This is a genomic window from Streptococcus minor DSM 17118, from assembly GCF_000377005.1.
Lineage (GTDB): Bacteria > Bacillota > Bacilli > Lactobacillales > Streptococcaceae > Streptococcus > Streptococcus minor.
In genome coordinates this window covers 63884-87353 of sequence record NZ_AQYB01000031.1, presented here as the reverse complement: position 1 = coordinate 87353, position 23470 = coordinate 63884, and the positions used below count along the sequence as shown (strand labels likewise).

At 42.9% G+C, this 23470-nt stretch carries 23 protein-coding genes; 3 read left to right on the top strand and 20 right to left on the bottom strand.

What is annotated here, in order from left to right; all coding sequences use genetic code 11:
• Positions 1-73: 73 nt before the first annotated feature.
• A complete protein-coding gene (locus F602_RS0104610) occupies positions 74-436 on the top strand; it encodes a DUF956 family protein (protein WP_018166791.1) in 363 nt (120 codons plus the stop codon).
• A gap of 42 nt (positions 437-478) precedes the next feature.
• Here F602_RS0104610 and F602_RS0104605 read toward each other — a convergent pair whose 3' ends face one another.
• On the bottom strand, positions 479-1525 hold the full coding sequence (locus tag F602_RS0104605) for an acyltransferase (protein ID WP_083915241.1): 1047 nt from the start codon (positions 1523-1525) through the stop codon (positions 479-481).
• A gap of 292 nt (positions 1526-1817) precedes the next feature.
• Between F602_RS0104605 and serS the strand changes: the two genes are divergently transcribed.
• Entirely contained in the window at positions 1818-3095 is a 1278-nt protein-coding gene (gene serS, locus F602_RS0104600; RefSeq protein ID WP_018166789.1) for a serine--tRNA ligase, read from the top strand.
• Between the two features lie 299 nt (positions 3096-3394).
• Here the strand turns inward: serS and ldcB are convergent, their stop codons facing one another.
• The 14 genes from ldcB to fabM form a co-directional block, all read right to left on the bottom strand.
• Positions 3395-4135, bottom strand: a complete 741-nt coding sequence (ldcB, locus tag F602_RS0104595) for an LD-carboxypeptidase LdcB/DacB (RefSeq protein ID WP_018166788.1) — start codon at positions 4133-4135, stop codon at positions 3395-3397.
• Between the two features lie 274 nt (positions 4136-4409).
• Positions 4410-5180 (bottom strand): acetyl-CoA carboxylase carboxyl transferase subunit alpha, encoded by a 771-nt coding sequence (locus F602_RS0104590; protein WP_018166787.1) that lies wholly within the window; start codon positions 5178-5180, stop codon positions 4410-4412.
• Positions 5177-6043: an acetyl-CoA carboxylase, carboxyltransferase subunit beta gene (accD, locus tag F602_RS0104585; protein WP_018166786.1), complete on the bottom strand. Its 867-nt coding sequence runs from the start codon at positions 6041-6043 to the stop codon at positions 5177-5179. The genes F602_RS0104590 and accD overlap by 4 nt, the downstream gene beginning before the upstream one ends.
• Before the next feature lie 11 nt (positions 6044-6054).
• Positions 6055-7422 carry an acetyl-CoA carboxylase biotin carboxylase subunit gene (locus tag F602_RS0104580; protein WP_018166785.1) on the bottom strand — a complete coding sequence of 456 codons (1368 nt, stop codon included), beginning with the start codon at positions 7420-7422 and terminating at the stop codon, positions 6055-6057.
• Between the two features lie 127 nt (positions 7423-7549).
• Positions 7550-7972: a 3-hydroxyacyl-ACP dehydratase FabZ gene (gene fabZ / locus F602_RS0104575; protein WP_018166784.1), complete on the bottom strand. Its 423-nt coding sequence runs from the start codon at positions 7970-7972 to the stop codon at positions 7550-7552.
• On the bottom strand, positions 7969-8436 hold the full coding sequence (gene accB, locus F602_RS0104570; protein WP_018166783.1) for an acetyl-CoA carboxylase biotin carboxyl carrier protein: 468 nt from the start codon (positions 8434-8436) through the stop codon (positions 7969-7971). The genes fabZ and accB overlap by 4 nt, the downstream gene beginning before the upstream one ends.
• Positions 8436-9668 (bottom strand): beta-ketoacyl-ACP synthase II, encoded by a 1233-nt coding sequence (gene fabF, locus F602_RS0104565; RefSeq protein WP_018166782.1) that lies wholly within the window; start codon positions 9666-9668, stop codon positions 8436-8438. Before fabF ends, accB begins: the two co-directional genes overlap by 1 nt.
• Before the next feature lie 49 nt (positions 9669-9717).
• On the bottom strand, positions 9718-10452 hold the full coding sequence (gene fabG, locus F602_RS0104560) for a 3-oxoacyl-[acyl-carrier-protein] reductase (RefSeq protein WP_018166781.1): 735 nt from the start codon (positions 10450-10452) through the stop codon (positions 9718-9720).
• Between the two features lie 33 nt (positions 10453-10485).
• Positions 10486-11406, bottom strand: a complete 921-nt coding sequence (gene fabD, locus F602_RS0104555) for an ACP S-malonyltransferase (protein ID WP_018166780.1) — start codon at positions 11404-11406, stop codon at positions 10486-10488.
• Positions 11407-11438: 32 nt separating this feature from the next.
• Positions 11439-12419: an enoyl-[acyl-carrier-protein] reductase FabK gene (gene fabK, locus F602_RS0104550; RefSeq protein WP_083915240.1), complete on the bottom strand. Its 981-nt coding sequence runs from the start codon at positions 12417-12419 to the stop codon at positions 11439-11441.
• A gap of 178 nt (positions 12420-12597) precedes the next feature.
• Positions 12598-12822, bottom strand: coding sequence for an acyl carrier protein (locus F602_RS0104545; protein WP_018166778.1), 225 nt, complete (start codon positions 12820-12822; stop codon positions 12598-12600).
• A 62-nt stretch (positions 12823-12884) separates the two neighbouring features.
• A complete protein-coding gene (locus tag F602_RS0104540) occupies positions 12885-13862 on the bottom strand; it encodes a beta-ketoacyl-ACP synthase III (protein WP_018166777.1) in 978 nt (325 codons plus the stop codon).
• Positions 13859-14293 (bottom strand): fatty acid biosynthesis transcriptional regulator FabT, encoded by a 435-nt coding sequence (gene fabT, locus F602_RS0104535; protein ID WP_018166776.1) that lies wholly within the window; start codon positions 14291-14293, stop codon positions 13859-13861. Before fabT ends, F602_RS0104540 begins: the two co-directional genes overlap by 4 nt.
• An 80-nt stretch (positions 14294-14373) precedes the next feature.
• Entirely contained in the window at positions 14374-15165 is a 792-nt protein-coding gene (gene fabM, locus F602_RS0104530; RefSeq protein WP_018166775.1) for a trans-2-decenoyl-ACP isomerase, read from the bottom strand.
• Between the two features lie 468 nt (positions 15166-15633).
• On the opposite strand from fabM, the gene F602_RS0104525 reads away from it, so the two are divergent.
• Positions 15634-16995 carry an aspartate kinase gene (locus F602_RS0104525; protein ID WP_018166774.1) on the top strand — a complete coding sequence of 454 codons (1362 nt, stop codon included), beginning with the start codon at positions 15634-15636 and terminating at the stop codon, positions 16993-16995.
• Positions 16996-17082: 87 nt separating this feature from the next.
• Here the strand turns inward: F602_RS0104525 and F602_RS0104520 are convergent, their stop codons facing one another.
• From F602_RS0104520 to secA, 5 genes are all read right to left on the bottom strand, one after another.
• Positions 17083-18084, bottom strand: coding sequence for a tagatose 1,6-diphosphate aldolase (locus F602_RS0104520; RefSeq protein WP_018166773.1), 1002 nt, complete (start codon positions 18082-18084; stop codon positions 17083-17085).
• Positions 18085-18105: 21 nt separating this feature from the next.
• The gene (gene nagA / locus F602_RS0104515; RefSeq protein WP_018166772.1) at positions 18106-19251 is read right to left on the bottom strand and encodes an N-acetylglucosamine-6-phosphate deacetylase; all 1146 of its coding nucleotides are present in this window, start codon (positions 19249-19251) and stop codon (positions 18106-18108) included.
• A gap of 145 nt (positions 19252-19396) precedes the next feature.
• Entirely contained in the window at positions 19397-20494 is a 1098-nt protein-coding gene (alr, locus tag F602_RS0104510; protein ID WP_018166771.1) for an alanine racemase, read from the bottom strand.
• Entirely contained in the window at positions 20484-20846 is a 363-nt protein-coding gene (gene acpS, locus F602_RS0104505; RefSeq protein ID WP_018166770.1) for a holo-ACP synthase, read from the bottom strand. The genes alr and acpS overlap by 11 nt, the downstream gene beginning before the upstream one ends.
• 65 nt (positions 20847-20911) lie before the next feature.
• Positions 20912-23425 (bottom strand): preprotein translocase subunit SecA, encoded by a 2514-nt coding sequence (gene secA, locus F602_RS0104500; protein ID WP_018166769.1) that lies wholly within the window; start codon positions 23423-23425, stop codon positions 20912-20914.
• Positions 23426-23470 lie beyond the last annotated feature (45 nt).

The window sequence follows — 23470 nt, the reverse complement described above, 5'->3', positions numbered from 1 at the left end:
AAAGAGTTTCCTTCGGGAAACTCTTTTGAATATGATATAATACAAGTAATACAAAAAAGAAAAGCGAGTTCATATGGCACAATCATTAAACAAGTCAATTGACTTCCAAACAACCGGTGTTTCCTATATGGGAATTGGTGGTAAGGTGGGGAAATTTTTAGTCGGAGATAGGGCAATTGAGTTTTATCCTGATGTCAATGTAGAGCTCTTTATTCAAATCCCTTGGACTTCTATCCAATCTATTGGAGCAAATGTTAGCCGAAACAGGGTTAGCCGTCATTTTGAAATCTTCACAGACCAAGGAAAATTCCTCTTTGCCTCCAAAGACACAGGTAAAATTTTAAAAATCGCACGAACCTACCTAGGCAATGAAAAAATCGTCCGCCTCCCTACCTTGATCCAAACCATCTTAGGAAAACTGAAACGAACAAAATAAAAAATACAGGCACATGCAACTATTGTGTCTGTATTTTTTATATCACAGATAATTGTCCAGAAAGGATAGTTTGTCTCGCAATTTGAGTTTTCGAAAGAGAGATAAGCGCATCTTCTCTAACATACTCGATACCAAATAGATGATAAACGACAAGAAGAAAAGAGCGAGAGGAAGGAGCCATTCTTCGAGATGTAGCAAGGTAATGAACCGATCAACCAGCAAATACTTTTCAATCAGGGGATGCAAGTGAATCAGGTAAACCCCAAAGCTGGCAGGTGCTAGATAGATGACCAAGGGAATCAACTTGCCTTGGGATGATAATTTCCATTTAGCAAAGAGAATAAAAATAGCTAAGGAAGAAAGGACCAAGCTAGGAGATGGGTACCAAAACCAAATTTTCCCAATCTCATTCATCCCCAGAAAAGTAATGAGAGAAGACACGAAATAGATGAGCAAAAGGAATCCCGTTTTTATTTTTTCCAATTTCAGGCGTCTTAGATAACCTCCCCAAATATAGAGAATAATAAGCCAAGTCATCCCAAATCCTTTAGACAAAGAGTACTCCAAAACCTTATTATTGAAAAGGGCAGGCACTAGAGAGAAAATCAAAAAGATGGCTACAGCAAGCTGACCTAACTGTTTATCCGATAGGGAGTAAAGCCCCTTATCCAGCAAGGGTTTGAAGACCAAAAGTCCAAAATAAGCTGTCACATACCAATATTGACTCGTTACAACTGGAAAAAAAGCTCCCAACCAATCTTGTGCATCCAGCTGATAACCAAAAAGAGCAAAGCAACCCGTGATGACAAGTGTATAAAAGAACACCTGTAACCAGAGAGAGGCAATTTTTGATAGTTTGTAATCCGAATCAACTCCAATATAACCACTGATGAGACCGTAGCAATTCACCGCTACATAGGCCAATATCTGCATGAACCAAACAATGAAAAAATAGGTATCTTCTCTGCCTTCCACTGCATCACGCAAGCCACCCTTTCCCAAGATATGGGTCAAGACAATCATGAACATGGACACTATTCTCAATAAGTCCAAATTATAGAAGTAAGTCTTTTTCTCATTTTTTAACATGAAACTATTGTACCATAGGTAGAAGTATAACAAAGCCTAGTAAAAAACTCTTAACATTCATTTTACATTCTTGTCATTTTTATGTATAATAAGTGTAACGGATAAGTAGAAAATTCACTTCTTCCAGAAAGTCTGCGGTTGCTGTGAGCAGATAGGAGTCATTTTTGAAATTCTACCGTGAATACAATTAAATACAGATGAAGTGCACACATGTGAAGCTGGATGGAACCGCGGTACCCATCGCTCCAGCAGTTTCCATGTGTGTGTTTTTTTATAAAGAAAGGATCTCTATATGCTTGATTTAAAACGCATTCGTACAGATTTTGATACCGTTGCTGAAAAATTGGCTAACCGTGGTGTTGATGCCGCTATCCTTACTGAACTGAAAGAGTTAGACGCAAAGCGGCGCGAACTTCTCGTTCAGGCTGAAGAACTCAAGGCGAAACGCAACACCGTATCTGCTGAAATCGCCCAAGCTAAACGTAACAAGGAAAATGTCGAAGATAAGATTGCAGATATGCAAGCTCTGTCTGCTGACATCAAAGAGCTAGATGCAAAATTGTCAGCCATCGATGAGCAAGTTTCTACCATCATCACAGTCCTTCCAAATACTCCGCACGACTCCGTTCCCATTGGAGCAGATGAAGAGGACAATGTGGAAATCCGTCGCTGGGGCACACCTCGTGATTTCAGTTTTGAACCAAAGGCTCACTGGGACTTAGGCGAAGATTTGGATATTCTGGATTGGGAGCGAGGAGCAAAAGTCACAGGTGCACGTTTCCTCTTCTACAAAAACTTAGGTGCTAGACTGGAACGCGCTCTTTACAACTTTATGCTAGACGAACACATAGCAGAAGGCTACCAAGAGATGATCACACCTTACATGGTCAACCATGATTCCATGTTTGGTACAGGCCAGTATCCAAAATTCAAGGAAGATACTTTCGAGTTAGCCGATACTAACTTTGTTCTCATCCCAACAGCCGAAGTACCACTAACCAACTACTACCGTGATGAAATCTTGGATGGTAAAGATTTGCCAATCAACTTTACAGCTATGAGCCCATCTTTCCGCTCAGAAGCTGGCTCAGCTGGTCGCGATACCCGTGGTCTTATCCGTCTCCACCAGTTCCACAAGGTAGAGATGGTCAAGTTTGCTAAGCCAGAGCAATCTTACGAAGAACTAGAGAAAATGACCGCTAATGCAGAAAACATCCTGCAAAAACTTGGACTACCGTACCGCGTTTTAACCCTCTGCACAGGCGACATGGGCTTCTCAGCTGCGAAGACCTATGACTTAGAAGTCTGGATTCCAGCACAGAATGCCTACCGTGAAATCTCCAGCTGTTCTAATACAGAAGATTTCCAAGCCAGACGCGCCCAAATCCGTTACCGTGATGAAGCAGATGGCAAGGTCAAACTCCTTCATACCCTCAACGGTTCTGGCCTAGCCGTTGGTCGCACCGTTGCAGCTATCCTTGAAAACTATCAAAATGAGGATGGTTCCGTCACCATCCCTGAAGTCCTTCGTCCATATATGGGCGGGGTAACAGTCATCTCTGCACAATAAAAGAAGAAACAGAAAATTGCTTTAGAAATTCTAAATCACAAAAAAAGCGAACAAATTAGAAGTCCGATACGCCGACAACTAATGACTGTTCGCTTTTTTATTTTCAGATAAAGTTTTCGTTAACCACTACATGTGAGACGTAGTGAGAGTTTAAAGTAGGAAATGAAAGAATCTAGAGCTTACAATGTCACTTGACACTGCCACTTTTTTGATGAAAGAGTATGTATATATCCATTTTGGGGCCATACTTCACCCATACTCCTATAGAGAACAATTCAAGCTAGTTAACCCTTTATGCTCTACTCGTAACCTCCACCATCGATACCAAAATACTCTTCCAATGTCAAACCTGATTTGTAAATATCTGTTGCTTCCGGTCCAATATAGCGGATATGCCAGGTTTCTGGCATGTAGCCTGTTACAGCCTCTTTTCCTTCAATATAGCGCACGATAAAACCATACTCATGAGCATGTTGAGCCAGCCAATTGACTGCATTAGGCTCCTGTAAAAGATTTCCTGATGCATCCATCAAATCAAAAGCTAGTCCCGTCTGGTGCTCGCTATAGCCTGGCCTAGCTGAATAGCGATCCGCATTGCCCTGACCATCTCTTGCAACATAGCTATCATAAAGACTAGCCTGTGTTTCATAACTTCTAAATCCACTGTAGTGATTGCTAAGAGCAAAACCATTTGCCTGCATATCTGCATGTAGACGCCAAAAAGCTGCCTGGGCTTCTGGATTTTCTCCTGGAGCATAAGATGCTGAGAGAGGATGTTTTTTATTCACAATCACAACCTCACCATACTTCCCCTGAACACTATAGTAGTTACCATTGAAATGAGCTACGGTTTCTTCAATACTGCTAGCAACTTCAGTTGTTCTAGCTTTCTTGTTTTCAGTGGTGGAGTCAGTGGTTATATTGGTAGTCGTTACCCTCTCTTTCTTCTCAGAAGAGGCTGTCGTTTGCTTTTTTGAACCACATGCGTTCAAGGAAACCATAGCAAGACACAACAACAAAACTGTAGATGTTTTTTTCATTTTTCTTACCTACTATTTATTTTCAATTATTTATATTATAACACTCACTATTGCCTCCAGTATATAATGATAATCTCCCCTCGTCAAGCAATAGAATAATGAACGATTGTCACAATTCCACTTTATAGTAAGTGACTGACAATAAGGATAGTTGGCAAAGAAAATAGAAATAGTAAATCAACCACCGACCACACAATCTTCAACTTCTTTCATACCATCGTCTATTTTCTTACTATCTTTTTTCTACTCTCATACAAAAAATACTAGGTTCTCCCTAGTATTTCCTAAAGCGCTGATAGCGCTGTTCTAACAAGTCTTCTAAAGGCTTCTGCTGAAGCTCTCCAAGTTCGCGAATGAGCTCAATCTTTATCTGGTTCATGAGTTCAGCTGCAAAATAGCCACGCTCAGGAATCACATTGTCTACCACACCCATTTTCAAGAGCTCAAAAGATGTGATTTTCATGAGTTCAGCCGCCTCCATGGCCCGGCTTCCATCTTTCCAGAGAATAGAGGCAAAGCCTTCTGGACTTAAAACAGCGTACATAGAATTTTCCAGCATCCAAACCTTATCCGCCACAGCTAGAGCCAAGGCTCCACCAGAACCACCCTCACCAATGATGATGGCTATAATTGGCACCTTGAGGTCACTCATTTCCAACAGGTTGCGGGCGATGGCTTCTCCTTGGCCTCTTTCCTCAGCTCCTAAACCTGGATAGGCTCCAGCTGTATTGATAAAGGTAACGACTGGGCGACCAAATTTTTCAGCCTGTTTCATAAGGCGAAGCGCCTTACGATAACCCTCTGGATGTGGCTGACCAAAGTTACGATTGAGATTATCTTGAAGATTTTTACCTTTTTGAATACCGATGACAGTAACCGCTTGATGACCCAGGCGACCAATGCCTCCAATCACAGCGCCATCATCACGAAAATTTCGATCACCATGCAACTCGATAAAATCCTCAAAGATACCTTTGGCAAAGTCCAGAGCTGTCAAGCGAGCTTGGTCACGCGCCTGCTTGATAATCCTTCCAATTTCGCTCATAGGCTACCTCCATGTAAACTGACCAATGTCCCAATGGTCTCACGCAAGTCTTGACGCTTGACAATTTTATCGACAAAGCCATGTTCTAACAAAAATTCTGCCTTCTGGAAATCAGCTGGTAGCGTCTCACGTACTGTACTCTCTATGACACGACGACCAGCAAACCCAACTAAAGTCTGAGGCTCTGCTAGGATAATATCTCCCTCCATAGCAAAAGAAGCAGTTACACCACCTGTTGTCGGATCAGTTAAAACCGTCAGATAAAACAGTCCTGCCTTCGAATGACGCTGAACAGCCGCAGAAATCTTAGCCATCTGCATGAGGCTCATAATACCTTCCTGCATGCGTGCACCACCAGAGGCCGTAAAAAGGACAACAGGTAACGAGCGTTCAATAGCCAACTCAAAGAGGCGGGTTATTTTTTCACCCACCACAGTTCCCATGGAAGCCATGATAAAGTTAGAGTCCATGATACCAAGAGCAATTTTCTGTCCACCAATCTCAGCCAAACCTGTCATCACCGCCTCGTCTAGACCAGTTTTTTCTCTGGTTTCAGCTAATTTCTCCATATATCCTGGAAAATGCAATGGGTTGGCCGTCTCAATACCTATAAAACATTCCTCAAAGGACCCTTCATCTACTAAGAGAGCCAAGCGATCCTTGGCAGAAATTCGAAAATTATAAGAACAATTGGGACAGGTTTTTTCCAACCCTAAATCCTTTTGGTAAATGGTTTTCTTACACCCAGGACACTTATCAAACAGCTCATCTGGCACCTCAGGCTTTGTTTGAGGTGTCGCTTGAACCGTTGATCGATTAGGATTGATACGGATATATTTATCCTTTCTCGAAAACAAAGCCATACTATTTTCTCCTAGTTATTCTTTTGAAATTTTGGTAAAAATTCTTCCATCAAGTAAGCAGTATCATAATCACCAGCCACCACCCTAGGGTCTGAAATTAACTCCCACTGGAAATCTACATTGGTGCTAACCCCTTCAATTTCCAATTCATAAAGGGCTCGTTGCATCTTCATGAGCGCTTCAAAACGATTCTCTCCATGAACAATGACCTTAGCAATCATCGAATCATAATAAGGTGGGATGGTGTAACCAGAGTACATGGCTGAATCTACCCGTACACCCACACCACCACTTGGTAAATAGAGGTTTTCTATTTTACCTGGGCTAGGTGCAAAGTTGAAGGCCGGATTTTCTGCATTGATACGACATTCAATCGCATGCCCCTTGATTTGAATCTCTTCTTGGGTCTTCTCTAGCACTTGGCCTGCTGCAATTCGAATTTGCTCCTTAACGATATCCACTCCAGTAACAAATTCAGTGACAGGATGTTCCACCTGAACACGGGTATTCATCTCCATGAAGTAAAACTCACCCTTAGCTTCATCCAAAAGAAACTCGATGGTCCCAGCATTCTCATAACCCACTGAGGAAGCCGCTCGAACCGCAGCCTGACCAATTTCACTGCGTAATGTGTGTCCGATAGCAATAGATGGTGCCTCTTCCAAAACCTTTTGATTATTTCTCTGAAGAGAGCAATCCCGCTCGCCCAAATGGATGACATGCCCATGCTGGTCTGCCAAAATTTGGACTTCAATATGACGAGCTGGATAAACGACCCGCTCCATATACATGGCACCATTACCAAAAGCTGCCTGAGCCTCGGAGGAGGCGTTCTCAAAAGCAGTGACCAAGTCTTCTGGTCTCTCTACTTTCCGAATTCCTTTCCCGCCACCACCAGCTGAGGCCTTGAGCATGACAGGATAACCAATCTGTTCAGCAATCGCCAGAGCTTCTTCTGAGGTGTAAACCTCCCCATCCGAACCCGGAATCACAGGCACCTGAGCCCGAATCATCTCCGCGCGAGCATTGATTTTATCCCCCATAGTATCCATCACCTTAGCAGAAGGTCCAATGAACTTGATTCCTACTTCTTCACAAAGAGTGGCAAACTTCGAGTTTTCACTCAAGAAACCAAAACCTGGATGGATGGCTTGGGCACCTGTCACGATAGCAGCTGAAATAATGTTATTCATGTTGAGATAAGATTCAGTCGAACGCGCAGGTCCGATACAAACTGCCTCATCCGCCAACATGGTATGAAGGGCATCTTGGTCAGCTTCTGAATAGATAGCTACCGTTGCAATTCCCAATTCACGAGCCGCTCGGATAATCCGCACTGCAATCTCACCACGATTGGCAATCAATATTTTTTCAAACACGAAACCAAACTCCTCATCTTCTAATATGATTTTTACCTGATTTTCCGATGGTCATAATAGGCAGAGGAGCGTAGTCATACCGGTAGAGTACCACAAACGGCTCTAATGCCTTAAAAAACTTGATGGGCTAGCTGCCGATAGCAAAGGTCAACACCCCACTGGCTGCCAACTTCCCATCTACTTCTGCCTTGGCTTCTACCACTGCGATGGTACCACGGCGCTTGACAAACTTAGCTGTCATCACCAACTGATCTCCAGGAACGACCTGTTTCTTAAACTTAACCTTATCCATTCCTGCATAAAAAACCAGCTTCCCCTTATTCTCAGGTTTAGACAATTCCAAGACTCCTGCCGTTTGAGCCAATGCCTCCATAATAAGCACACCAGGCATAACAGGGTAGTCAGGAAAATGACCATTGAAAAACGGTTCATTAATCGTCACATTTTTAATAGCTGTAATCTCATCTTCTGACACTTCCAATACACGATCCACCAACAGTAGTGGGTAGCGATGAGGAAGTGCTTCACGAATCGCTTTAATATCCATCATTTCAAACGCACCAATCCTTGTCCAAATTCAACCACATCTTCATTGGCAACTAAAACTTCTGTTACGATACCATCACGAGGAGCAGGAATCTCATTCATAACCTTCATCGCCTCAATAATCATCAAGGTTTGCCCCTTTTTCACGCTGTCTCCTACAGAAATAAAGGTAGGCTTGTCTGGACTTGGCGATAGATAAGCTACACCTACCAGTGGGCTAGCTACTTCATCACCCTCAGAAAGTGCGACTGGAGCTGCCGGAGCTTCTACAGATACTGGTGCTTCCACCACAGGGGCAGATGGAACGTTGGCCAGTGGAGTAGCGATAGGTGCTACCTCAACTGGAGAAGAAGCTACTGCGTCGTTTTTACTGAAAAGTATTTCATCTACACCGTTTTTATAAGAAAATTCACGGAGGCTTGAGGCATCAAATTGTGCCATCAAATCCTTAATTGCTGTTAGTTCCATTAGTCCTCCCAACGTTTAAATGCTACTACGGAGTTGTGTCCGCCAAAGCCAAATGTATTAGAAATCGCATAGTTAATCTCCATATCACGACCTTGACCGTAGATGACATCTGCTTCAATATAATCAGATAATTCCTTGGTTCCAGCTGTCATCGGTGCATGCGAATGCTTCATTGCTTCAATAACAGCAATGGCTTCAACAGCACCAGCCGCACCCAAAAGGTGACCTGTAAAGGACTTAGTAGAAGATACCGGCGTATCTTTACCAAAAACAGAGACAATGGCCTGACTTTCCCCTTTTTCATTGGCTGGAGTAGATGTCCCATGGGCATTGATATAGTCAATATCATCTGGCTCCAAACCTGCTTCAGAGATAGCTAGTTTCATAGCCTTGATCGCACCCAAACCTTCTGGATGTGGCGATGTCATATGGTGGGCATCACAGGTATTCCCATAGCCTACGATTTCAGCTAATATGGTTGCACCGCGCTTTTGAGCATGCTCTAAACTTTCCAATACCAGTATCCCTGCTCCTTCTCCCATAACAAAGCCATTGCGATCTTTATCGAAAGGAATGGAGGCACGTGCTGGGTCTTCCGTTGTAGAAAGAGCTGTCAGGGCTTGGAAACCACCAATTGCAAATGGCGTAATAGCTGCTTCTGCACCACCTACCAACATGACATCTTGGTAACCAAACTTGATTTCGCGGTAAGCATCACCGATAGCATCATTTGATGAAGCACAGGCAGTAATGACACATTTACAAACCCCATTTGCCCCTACTGCCATAGCAATATTACCCGCAGCCATATTCGGAAGGGCTTTTGGTAAAGCCATCGGACGGATGCGTTTTGGTCCCTTGTCATTCATCCGTTCAACCTGCTCCTCAATTTCCTTGATGCCACCAATACCAGTGGACAAGATAACGCCGAAGCGATCACTATCTAGACTCTCAGTGTCTAAACTAGCATTGGCTACTGCTTCACGAGCTGCGTAAAGGGCATAGAGGGAGTAGGGGTCATAGCGATTGTTATCCTTTTTGACAAAGTATTTATCAAAAGGAAAATCTTTAATTTCGGCAGCAATGTGAACATTGTATTCACTGGTATCAAACTTGGTCAGGGGACCGATACCAATTCTGCCAGACTGGAGACTATCCCAAAATTCTTCAGGAGTATTGCCGATAGGTGAGGTTACACCGTAACCAGTAATAACAACGCGATTAAGAGTCATAACATTTATCCTTTACTTTAAATGAGCGATATGGTCGTATGTCAACCAACTACTGCATAGTCAAGCCACCATCAATAGCCAAAACTTGACCTGTCAGGTATTCTTGCTTGGCTAGAAAGACTGCAACTTCTGCAACTTCTTCTGTCTGGCCAAAACGCTTCATGGGGATTTGGGCCATCATTGCATCTTTGATTTTATCCGATAAGACAGCGGTCATATCCGATTCGATAAAACCTGGTGCAATGACATTAATACGAACATTACGAGCCGCCACTTCACGGGCAATGGATTTGCTAAAACCAATCACTCCAGCCTTAGAAGCGGCATAGTTAGCCTGACCAGCATTGCCTGTCAGCCCAACCACACTAGAGAGATTGATAATGGCACCCGCACGAGCTTTCGTCATGGGTTTGAGAACGGCTTGAGTCATATTGAAGGTGCCAGTCAGATTGATTTTCAAGACACTTTCAAAATCTTCTTCAGACATCCGCAGGGCCATTCCATCCTTAGTGATTCCTGCATTATTAATCAGGATATCCACTGAACCAAGGGTTTCAACAGCTTCTTCAACCATACGCTTGGCATCGGCATTATCTGAGACATCCCCTGAAATACCAATCACTTTTACTTCATAATCGGAAAATTGTGCCAAGAGTTCATCCGAAATAGCCGAGCGACCATTGAGGACTACATTGGCTCCAAGACTGGCAAATTTATGGGCAATGGCTAGACCGATACCACGAGTCGAACCAGTAACGAAGACATTTTTATTTGAGAGTTCCATGTTACCTCCTAGTTGTGAAACTAAATTCTTTGCTTATGAGTTAAATAGGGCTTGAAGACTAGTTTCATCTTCTACCGCATGACTTTCGATTTCCTTATCGATTTTTTTCAAAAAGCCGGTCAAAACTTTACCTGGACCAATTTCGACAACCTTCGTCAAGCCAAGTTTTTTCATAGTGGCAATCGATTCATAAAAACGTACAGGCTCCATGACTTGGCGGGCCAACAGTGACCTAATTTGCTCTTTCTCCATGACTTTAGCTTCTGTATTGCCAACCAGGGGTATCTGGAAATCATGAAAATCAACAGTAGCCAATTCCAAAGCAAGTTGTTCACTGGCTGGTTTTAAAAGAGCGGTATGGAAAGGTCCAGAGACATTTAGAGGAATGAGACGTTTTGCTCCTGCAGCTTTGAGATAATCCACTGCCGCATCTACAGCTGCTACTTCTCCACCAATGACAATCTGAGCTGGAGTATTATAATTGGCTGGTCGAACATATCCCTTATCAAAAGCTTTCTCACAGGCCTCTTCGATAAGAGCAACATCTGTGTTCATGACTGCCACCATCTTACCAGTACCAGCAGGTGCAGCTGTTTCCATAAATTGACCACGTTTGGCAATCAATGCTACAGCATCTTCAAAGGATAAGCTTCCCGCAGCAACGAGAGCTGAGTATTCCCCTAGAGAAAGACCAGCCACCATATCAGCTGTCAATCCTTTTTCCAATAAAAGTCGGTAAATAGCAATCGATGTTGTCAAGATGGCAGGCTGAGTATAACGGGTTTGATTGAGCTTTTCCTCATCCTGATCAATCAGTTCACGCAAATCATAACCAAGAACGCTACTCGCTGTATCAAAAGTTTTTCTGACAATGGGATAGGTATCGTACAAATCACGCGCCATTCCCAGTTTTTGAGCTCCTTGACCAGCAAACAAAAAAGCTGTTTTTGTCATTCTTTACTTTCCTCCGATTCAATCTAGGATACCTATTGGCTAACGTCTGCCCATCGATCCGCTTCTTGACGAATCACCTGGGCAGCACCATAGTAAATATCTTTTAGGATCTCTTCACAAGTTTCTTCCTTGTTTACAAGACCAGCAATTTGTCCAGCCATCACAGAACCATTGACAACATCTCCGTCTACGACTGCATTTCTCAGAGCACCTGCTCCCAATTCTTCGATTTCTTCTACTGTTTTCTTACCAGCCAAGAAATCTTTTTCTGCCTGACTATAGGCTGTTGATAATTTATTCTTAATAGCCCGAACAGGGTGACCTACCACTGAGGCCGAAACGACTGTATCAATATCCTTAGCCTTGAGCACTTTTTCCTTGAAAGCCGGATGGGCATTTGATTCTTTAGCAACTACGAAGCGAGTTCCAACTTGAACAGCTTCTGCTCCCAGCATGAAGACTGCTGCCGCTCCATGTCCATCTGCAATCCCACCAGCTCCGATAACAGGGATATTGACAGCGTCCACTACCTGTCGTACTAAAGTCATAGTCGTTAATTTTCCGATGTGACCACCAGCTTCCATACCTTCTGCAATTATCGCATCTACACCTAATTTTTCCATGCGCTTCGCAAGGGCTACAGATGGAACTACTGGGATGACAATAATACCAGCAGCATGGAGACGGTCCATATATTTACCGGGATTCCCAGCTCCTGTCGTCACAACCTTGACGCCTTCTTCAATGACCAAATCAACAATATCGTCTGCAAAAGGGGAGAGCAACATAATGTTAACACCAAAAGGCTTATCCGTAATAGACTTGACCTTATCAATATTGGCCTTAACCACTTCTTTGGGTGCATTTCCCCCACCAATGATACCAAGACCGCCAGCATTGGAGACAGCACCAGCTAAATCTCCATCAGCAACCCAGGCCATACCGCCTTGAAAAATGGGATATTTAATATTCAAGAGTTCTGTAATCGATGTTTTCATAATAACCTTCTTCATTTTTTTGCTTAAGTAATTACTCGAATTTCAAATAATTACCTAAACAAGAAGGAACGCAAGAATGAGTTGTGACTCACTGTTCTGCACGTTCCTTTGCATCCAAAGTACTTTGATGTATCAATGTTTAGAATATCAAAGTATCTGAGCTAAAAAATGCTAGATAACTAGCATCTTTCCATTAGTTGATTTCTTTTTCAACGTATGCAACCAAGTCAGCAACTGTTGTCATACCTTCTTCTGAATCAATTTGGATGTCGAACTCATCTTCGATTTCTGAGATAACTTGGAAAAGATCCAATGAATCTGCATCCAAATCTTCGAAAGTGGTTGTCAATTGTACTTCTTCAGCATCCTTACCAAGTTCTTCAACGATAATTGCTTGTACTTTTTCAAATACTGCCATGTGTATTCTCCTTTTTATATAAAAATATATTTTTTAATCACTGTGTTTCCACAGCTAATTAACTAAATTTTAAGAATGAGGGAGCCCCAGGTCAGACCTCCTCCAAAGCCAGTCATCAAAATGGTCTGACTACCATCCAATTGGATTTTTCCATCCTCTACACATTCTGAGAGGAGGATGGGAATGGAGGCAGCACTAGTGTTGCCATACTCCATCATATTGGCTGGAAACTTCTCCAGTGGCACTCCAAGCTTTTGAGCCATTTTATCAAGGATGCGATAGTTAGCCTGATGCATCAAGAAAAGATCAATGTCATCAGTAGTCAACTGGCTATCCCTAATGAACTGTCCAATACTCTTTGTCACATCCCTAATCGCAAACTCAAATATAGCACGGCCATCCATTTTCAGATAAAGATCATTCTCTTCTTTGGCCGAGAACGGAGAATGCAAACCTTGACCACCCGAAGTCAAACTGCGTCCACGAGATCCATCTGTATGCAAGCTCTCAGCAAGAAAATGAGGTTGCATGCTAGCTTCCAACAAAACACCGCCAGCTCCATCTCCAAAGAGGACAGCTGTTGTCCGATCCGCCCAGTCTACTGTTTTAGATAGCACTTCTGCTCCAATAACCATCCCTTTTTGATAGTGCCCTGAGGCCAGTAGTTTCTCTGCTGTTGCTAGAGCAAAAACAAATCCCGAACAAGCAGCCGATAAATCATAAGCAAAGGCCTTGTGAGCACCAATAGCCGCTTGTACCTTGGCTGCTGTTGAGGGCATACTCGAATCTGGTGTAATAGTAGCTACAATGATAAAATCAATGGCCTCCGCAGGAAGCTGACTTTTTTCAAGTAAACGTGCAGCCACCTTGGTGGCCAAGTCACTAGTCTGCTGATCTTGCACAATATGGCGCTGACGAATACCCGTTCTCGAAGCAATCCATTCATCACTTGTATCCATCATTGCCGCCAAATCGTCATTATGAACAATCTGTTTAGGAGCGTAATGAGCAACCTGGCTAATTTTAGCATAGGACGTCATTTCAAGTCCTCCAAGAAATTATAGAGATTCAAGAGCCCCTTTTTCATTACCTTATACTCCTCTTCATCCATACCTTCGGTAATCTGACGCACCATCGCATGGTGAAAACGTTGATGAAGGCGATAGACAAGACGCCCCTTTTTCGTCAAATAAAGATGAACCACACGACGGTCTTTCGTTGAACGGATACGCTCAATATAACCTTTTCTCTCAAGATTATTTAAGCTTGTCGTAACCGTTCCTAGAGTAACCATTAGAGTCCGAGCAACATCTGACGGAGTAGCATCCTTGTTTTCTCCGATAACATCAATTGTATGCATCTCCTTGATGGTAACATCGCTGAAACGGCTACTACGGAGGCTAGCTTCTTCAATAATTAAGACATTGTTAAAAATCGCTGTAAGATACTCATTTATTTTTGCGTCGTCCACTATTATCACCTCTATCTTATTTGACTATCAAAGTATAACGTATATTAGTTTGCATGTCAAATATTTTCCGTGAAGAACCATCACCGGCCTTTAAAAGCTGGACGGCGTCTCTCAGAGTGAGCAATCACACCTTCTTTAAAATCTTCTTTGAAAGCTAACTCTCTTTGTAATTTCAATTCTAAGTCGGCATAAGCTTGCCAGTTCTCAAATTGACTTTTCCAAACCATCTCCTTGATTGCTCGATAAGAATTGATCGAACCTCGCAAGAGACGTTTGCAGACTTGGGCCACTGTCTTTTCAAGTTTTTCGGATACAACCATCTTATAGACAATACCGTATTCAAGAGCTTTTTCTGCAGAAAGAGCCTCACCTGTCATAGCCAATTGGGTTGCCCGATTGACGCCTATAGAACGGGAAAGTAGGAAAATACCGCCTGCATCTGGTGCCAAACCTACTCCTACAAAAGCCTGAATAAACTTGGTCTTGTCAGATGCAATCACAAAGTCAGCCGCCACTGCCATATTGGCTGCTGCTCCAGCCACCGCCCCATCTGTCACCATGAGCACAATTTTGGGCAATTGTTTGAGGGCAAATGAGATGGTGTTCACCAATTCTGCTATACGTACCAGAGATGGAATGTCATCCTCATCCACAGCTCGCTTCATTTCAACCAAGTCCCCACCAACTGAGAAAACTGATCCTGCTGCTTGAATCTGAAGAATGACAACTTCATCATTTTGCTTAGTTGCTTCAATGGCTGCTAAAATCTCCTCACACATGGGAATATTAAAGCCATTGGATACTTCTGGCCTTTGCAGGGTTAAGCGAGCAATCTGACCATCTACTTCATAACTAATTGTAGAAAATTGCATAGGCTATCCTCTCTTTTTTTATTTTAATTATCAAATTAAATAAAGATTATGGTTCTATTTTATCATAAGTCATTGTAAATTCCTGTTTAAAACAATAAGTGTCTGTGACAGCCGACAACTAATATAGACAAAAAATACCAAACCTTGTCCTTTAAAGCCTTCCACTGTCCCTTTGTTCCCACTTTCCATCACATCCTCTAATCGGTGAATTCTCTTCTTGCTCTGACTAGGACTCGTTCCCTTTCTCCTTCTTCATTAAACTAGATGTTACTTCTACTGATTATCCTCAATCAGCAAAGTCTAAAAATGATTACTGGCCAAATTGCCTAAACTTTGTTTGCCTTTGACTGAATGAGACAGATAAGTACACAGTCAGTATCTGAACACGAATCATTGACAGAATGTTCTAAATCTTACTGACATACTGGTTGCAATATGCTATAATAATGAAAAATCCAAGGAGTTTTTATGAAAGTTACAAAATTTGGTGGTAGTTCACTGGCTTCTGCTACCCAGCTTGAAAAAGTATTGAATATTGTCCAATCTGACCCTGAACGTCGCTTTGTTGTCGTCTCAGCACCAGGTAAACGGAATAATGAGGATACCAAGGTAACAGATGCCTTGATTAAGTATTATAAAGAATATATAAATGGGAAAGATGTTTCTGCCAGCCAAGAATGGATTATCAATCGCTATCAGGATATGGCAGACGAATTGGGCTTTGAAGCAAAAAGCCTGGTAAAAATTGCTAAAAGCATTCGAGAATTAGCCAGCCTACCTATTGAAGACAACGACTTTCTTTACGATGCCTTTTTGGCAGCTGGTGAAGATAATAACGCCAAACTCATCGCAGAATATTTTAGCCACAAAGGCCTACCTGCTCGCTATATCCATCCCAAAAAAGCAGGTCTTAGAGTCTCTGCTGAACCTGGAAATGCCCGTATTCTCCCTTCTAGTTACGACCGTATTGAGGAGTTGCGCAACTTTGATGAAGTTCTCGTTATCCCTGGTTTCTTTGGTGTCACCGAAGATAATCAGATCTGTACCTTCTCGCGTGGTGGCTCAGATATTACCGGTTCCATTATTGCAGCCGGCGTCAAAGCTGACTTATACGAAAACTTTACCGATGTAGATGGTATTTTTGCTGCTCACCCTGGTATTATCCATAAGCCTCATTCTATTAGGGAGTTAACCTATCGAGAGATGCGGGAATTGGCCTATGCTGGTTTTTCCGTCCTACATGACGAGGCACTCCTACCTGCTTACCGTGGTCGCATTCCTTTGGTGATAAAAAATACTAATAATCCTAGTCATCCCGGCACACGAATTGTCCATAAACATTCCGGAAAAACCCTGCCAGTCGTGGGTATTGCTGCAGATGATGATTTTGTCAGCATCAATATTTCTAAGTACCTCATGAACCGTGAGGTTGGATTTGGTCGAAAAATACTGCAGATCCTAGAGGATTTGAATATCCGTTGGGAGCATATGCCAACTGGTATTGATGATGTGTCTGTCGTGCTTCGTGGTAGCGAGTTGACACCAATCAAAGAAGAAGAAATTCTCCGCCAGCTCAATCACAACTTGGAAGTAGATAAGGCAGAAATTGAGCATGATCTCTCTATCATCATGATTGTTGGTGAAAATATGAAAAGCCATGTCGGTGTAGCAGCCACAGCTACAAGAGCATTATCCCAACGCAATATTAACTTGGCCATGATTTCCCAAGGAGCATCCGAAGTATCGGTTATGTTTGTTGTTAAGACAGAACAAAGAAACAAGGCTTTACAAGCCCTCTATGACGCTTTCTTTCATAGTGAAGAAAAATAAATCAAAAACAAATAAAACGGCATCATAAAACCCGGTTATCTAAAGATAACCGGGTTTTACTTATTCAAATAAGAAAAGTGTTGTTAATTACTGAACTTGGACTTTTTCTGTCCATGGACTGGCGGTTGAAGCTAGAACAGCATTCAAATCTTCCATATTTTTTCGGCCTTGGTCTGCTAGCCAGTCTTTTGCTGCTGCCTCACCCTGAGAGGCAAAGATGGCAACTGCATCCTTCCAAGTTGCACGACCGCAGAGGACTCCATTAAAGGTAGAACCCGCTTCTTTGGCTACTACTAGTGTTTCTTGGAAAAGACTGGCTGATACACCTGCACTTAGGAAAATAAAAGGCAGATGAGTCGCTTCCGCTTGTTCTTTGAAATAGGCTTTTGCCTCATCCAGTGTATAAACTGGTTCTTCATCTGTGTATCCAGCTACAAAGTTCATATTGACAGGTACTTCTACTTTCAAAACATCGGCCTTGTAGCGTGCCTTGCTAAACTCTCGCATGGCACCATTGACCTTATGAGGCTTAAGGGCTGCATATTCACGTGAGGTCACCTCTATTTCACTAGCATCATAAGTCAAGATTTCAACAAAATAAGGAATATTTTCTGCGTGACATTCACTACCGATGCGTTCTATCCAAGCATGCTTGATGTCATTGATTTCAGGCTTATCATCTACATCGTAGTAGAGCAAAATTTTCACCGCATCTGCACCCAGTTCCTTGAGACGTTTAACAGACCAATTGTCCAAAAGATCTGGTAGGCGGCCTGGAGTGGAGGCATCGTATCCAGTCTTTTCATACCCTGCAATAAAACCACAAGATGAGGCACGTAACTCAGATGCTGGTACCCCGTACTCCGCATCTAACAAAATAGAACTCGCATAAGGAGTTAAATCACTGGAAATAACTTTCTTAAAATCAATAAGAATATCATCTCCAAATTCACCGCCACCAGCTGCAGCTGCCAAAAGCCGCTTAAGGGCTCCTCGCTGATCAATAGCCAAGGCTGCAATCACCTGCTGATTATCTGACAGGCGGAGCATATGATCAAACTTTTCCTGCGACATCAAACATTTTTCCATTTTTTCCTCCTAGGAAATCTTTTATCCAAATCGTTTTTGACCATCTAAGTAGGTAGCTTTTAAGTTACCTGCATCATCTACAACAATCAAATCTGCTGCTCTACCCTCAGCAATCCGACCACAGATATGGTCGATCTGAACAGACTTAGCAGGTGATAAAGAGGCCATCCGTAAAGCATCCGGTAAACTAACTAGCCCCCAGGCTACCACATGTTGTACTGCTTGGATCAACTCCAGAATGGAACCTGCAAGACTACCTGAATCTTTCAGGCGTGCGGTACCATCTTTTACAATTACTTCAAACTCCCCTAAGCGAGAGAGCCCCTCTCCCATTCCTCCAGCTCGCATACAATCTGTAATAAGAACCGTCTCCTGGGGTCCTCTAGCCTTGATAACAATGTCTGCGGCTGCTGGATGTACATGATGACCATCACAAATCAATTCCGCATAAACACCTTTTAAGTCAATAGCTGCACCCACCATACCTGGCTCTCTATGATGCAAGCCACTCATACCATTGTAAACATGAACAAAGATATTGGCTCCCGCATCAACTGCTTCTTTAGCCTGCTGGAACGTAGCGTCACTATGCGCCAAAGCTGTATGAATCTGCTTGCTATTAGCAAATTCAATAAATTCTTTAACACCTTTTCTTTCTGGTGCAATAGCAATTTTATTCACCAAGCCCGCTGAAAGTCGGTGCCACTTGTCCAACTTTTCAATGGAAGGATCACTCATATATTTAGGATTTTGTGCTCCCTTATACTTCTCTGTGAAAAAAGGACCCTCTAAGAAAATTCCTTGAATCTTTGCCCCTGTTTCTTGGCCAACATGCTGTCCAAGGGTTTCACAGACTGCATCTAGATTTTCAGTAGAATCTGTTAAAGTTGTTGGCAACCAAGAAGTCACACCACAAGATAAGAGACCTTCAGAAATGGCCTTGATACCCTCAAAATCATTGTCCATGACATCATGGGAGGCATAACCATGAATGTGGGTATCCACCAGGCCAGGTGCCAAATGGTAAGCTGAATAATCAATGATTTCTCCTGCTGGTGCTTCTTGAAGAATAGCTCCAAAGGTCCCATCATCTTTGATTTCTAGATAAGCCTGAGGAACTTCTCTATCCTCTAAGATAATTGATTTTGCATATAGATAGACTGGCATAATTTTCCTCCCTCATGTCAATATATTATTTATATTAACTGGTTATAACCATTTGTATTCTTATTGTAATCCCCTTTAGTCCACTTGTCAAGTGATTTTGCAGACTTTCGATAAAATCAAAAACTGACAGTTGCCAGTTTTGATCTTATCTATAAAAACGGGGAATGCGATCTGATAGCAGGCAGGCCACCTCGTAATTGATGGTTCCTAGGTAATCTGCCCAGTCCTGAGCTGAGATAGTAGCAGATCCTTCCTGACCAATCAAGGTCACCCTAGTTCCCAATGGATAAGGTTTAGGCATACGAATAGTGATTTGGTCCATCGAAACTCGGCCTACAATAGGACAAATGTGACCATCAACTAAAACATGAAAATCCTGCATGCGACGAATCAAGCCATCCGCATAGCCAATTGGTACTGTACCGATATATTCTTCTCCAGAGCTGGTATAAGTTGCTCCATAACCAATAGTAGCCCCTGTCTCCAGTTGTTTTGTTTGGACCAACTCCGATACCAGACTCAAGGCTGGACGGATCGTATAGGGCAAGGATAGAGCCCTCCCACTAGGATTGAGTCCATAAAGAACATTGCCCAATCGTACCATATTAAAGACCGTATCTGCATGCCAGATACTAGTGGCAGAATTGCTAGCATGAACCAAGCGAGGAATGTCATCTAACTCAGTCAGAATCTGTTTGAAAGCCGCTAGCTGTGTCTGAAATTGGGTCTCATCTACCTGGTCTGCTGTTGCAAAGTGGGTAAAAATCCCTTCAACCTGAGCTTTGTGCAATCTTAAATCAGCTAGCACTTCATTGATAAGACGACTGTCACGAAAACCAATCCGCCCCATGCCAGTATCCACCTTGATATGGAGGCGTAGACCTTTTAGCAAATCCTTATCCACTATCTCCAACCACTCTCGACTGGCAACGGTCACTATAATGTTTTCAGCCAAAGCCAAGTCTAGAGCCCCAACTGGAACAACTCCCAAGACCAAAATATCTTTTTCAATGCCTGCTTGGCGTAATTCTAATGCTTCATCCACATTAGAAACGCAAAAACCATCTACCTCTTCTAGTAGACTTTGCGCAACTACCGACGAACCATGTCCATAAGCATTTGCCTTCACCACTGCAAAGACTTGCGTCTTGCTCGGGAGGTGAGATTTAACTTGCTGTAAATTATGAGAAATAGCCGACAAATCTACTTCAATCCGGGTCGGTCTATGAATACTAGCTTTCATCCATTTCCTCCAAAATGACACTGGCCTGGACAAAATGTCCAGAATGACTGATGCTGACCCAAGCTTTAACTGAAAGAGGAGACTTACTGACATAGGGAGCTCCTTTGTCATCGGTCAATATTTCAATATCTTGAAAACCAACCTTACCAATCCCCGTCCCCATTGCTTTAGTAAAAGCTTCCTTGGCTGCCCAACGACCAGCTAAGTATCGAACCTGCCGATTCCCTTTAAAACTTGAAAAGACTTCGTATTCCTTCTCTGTCAAAACTTTTTTGGCAAAAGCCGTTCGCCTGAGCATAGCTTGCTCAATAGCCAGCATGTCCTGCAAATCAATTCCGTGTCCTATTATCATATCTATCTTCCAAAAAAGGTCAGGAAACACTCCTAGACCTTATTCCTTATAATGTTGCTGCCGACTTAGTGGCGACCATGACAATTTTTAAACTTTTTGCCAGAACCACATGGACATGGGTCATTGCGGTCTACACCGTCAAAAGTCCGAACTTTTTTCTGATTAGGGACAATGTTCTTCGCAGCTGTTGTATGAGCTTCACGAACTGCACGTTCACGCTCAATATTGTCATGAATCTGTGCCTTCATCATGAGGCGGGTCACATCAAACTCGATGGCTCCAATCATATCGTTGAACATGCTAAAAGCTTCTGATTGGTACTCTACAACTGGGTTATTCTGTGCATAACCACGTAGACTAACTGCATTACGCAACTGATCTAAAGCATCAATATGGTCTGTCCACTTGTTGTCCACCACACGAAGAATCAAGACTTTTTGGAACTCACGCACTCGCTCTTCGTCACGTAGTTTTTCAACCTGTTTATCATAGACAGCGAGAGCTCGTTGGAAGAGTTCATCCTTAATCTGCTCATCATTTTTCCCTTCAAAATCCGCTAGAGAAATTGAGTCCTCAGCGACTAGAGAGGTTTGGGCAAAGCGCAAGATAGCTTCGAGAGCATCCTCACGTTTGATTCCTTTATGGTTAGCAATTTGACGCTCGATAGTGCGCTTGATCATGCTCTTGATTTCAGGTGCCAAATCACGGTCTGCAGTGATAACATCTTGACGTTGACGGTAAATAATTTCACGTTGCTCACGCATGACATCATCATACTGAAGAATTTGTTTCCGTGAATCGTAGTTATTTCCTTCAACCCGCTTTTGAGCGCCTTCAACTTGGCGTGTGAGCATACCAGATTTGATAACTGACTCTTCTTCTGTCAAGTTCATCCGATCCATGAAGGCCTTGATGCGTTCAGAACCAAAACGCTTCATCAAATCATCTTCTAAAGAAAGATAGAATTGAGACTCACCTGGATCTCCTTGACGACCTGAACGTCCACGGAGCTGGTTATCAATACGACGGCTCTCGTGGCGCTCAGTACCAATCACACAGAGTCCACCCAGTTCTCGTACACCAGGACCCAACTTAATGTCAGTACCACGACCAGCCATATTGGTTGCGATGGTGACTGCTCCACGTTGTCCAGCATTCATGATGATCTGAGCTTCACGATAATGGTTTTTGGCATTGAGAACCTCGTGAGGAACTCCTGCTGCAACCAGGCGTTGTGATAGGTAGTCAGAGGTCTCGACCGCAACTGTACCAACCAAGACAGGTTGGCCTTTTTCATAGCGATTTTTAACATCAGCTACGACAGCATTGAACTTGAACTCTAGATTTGGATAGAGGAGATCTTCATGATCTTCACGGATAACAGGTCTGTTCGTTGGAATAGGAATAACGCGCATGTTATAGACTTCACGGAATTCCTCCTCCTCAGTTTTGGCCGTACCAGTCATACCAGCCAACTTCTTATACATGCGGAACATGTTTTGGTAGGTAATAGAAGCACTCGTTTTGGACTCACTTTGGATTGGCACAGCTTCCTTGGCTTCAATAGCCTGGTGCAAACCATCAGAATAGCGTCGACCTTCCATCGTACGACCCGTAAATGGATCAATAATCATGACTTCCTGCTCTTCATTGACGAGGTAATCAATCTCATTGATCATGATATAGTTCGCACGCAGAGCATTATCAATAAAGTGAGTCAAAGCGACATTTTCAATATCGTAGAGGTTTTCTAAGCGGAAAAAAGATTCAGCCTTGTCAATACCAGAGTCGGACAAACCGATGGTTTTGGAAGAAACATCAATGATATAATCATCTTTTTCCAGGGATTTGACAAAATTATCCGCCATGAAATAAAGCTGGTTTGTATCCGAACTAGTCGCACCCGATACAATCAATGGTGTACGTGCTTCGTCAATCAGGACAGAATCCACCTCATCAACTAGGGCAAAATTGAGTGGACGTTGTACCATATCTTCTGCACGGACCACCATGTTATCACGAAGGTAGTCGAAGCCAATCTCAGCATTTGTTGAGTAAGTAATATCACACTGATAGGCTTCACGTTTTTCAAAAGAAGATTTGGCTGCGAGGTTAATCCCTACAGAGAGACCCAGCCATGAGTAGAGCTGTCCCATTTCCTCACCGTCACGGGTTGCCAAGTACTCATTGACCGTAACGACATGTACCCCTTGACCTGCTAGTGCATTGAGATAGACGGGCATTGTTGCGGTTAAGGTTTTCCCTTCCCCGGTACGCATCTCTGGGATATCACCATTGTGCAGTACAATACCACCCATGATCTGTACAGGATAAGGGTAGAGACCTAACACACGTCTGGATGCTTCACGCACCACGGCAAAAGCTTCATACAGAAGACTATCCAAGGTTTCCCCTTTTTGGTACCGTTCTTTGAACTCTTCTGTTTTAGCCTGCAAGTCTTCATCAGACAAGGCCGCCATTTGATCAGCATAGGCGATGACCTTATCAGCCATTTTTTCTAGTTTTTTCAGCTCTCCTTTATCATTTTCAATGAGCGAGCGAAGAATATTTGTTGCCATTTTATACTTCCTATTTTTATTTCAGTTCAATAATACATTGTACCA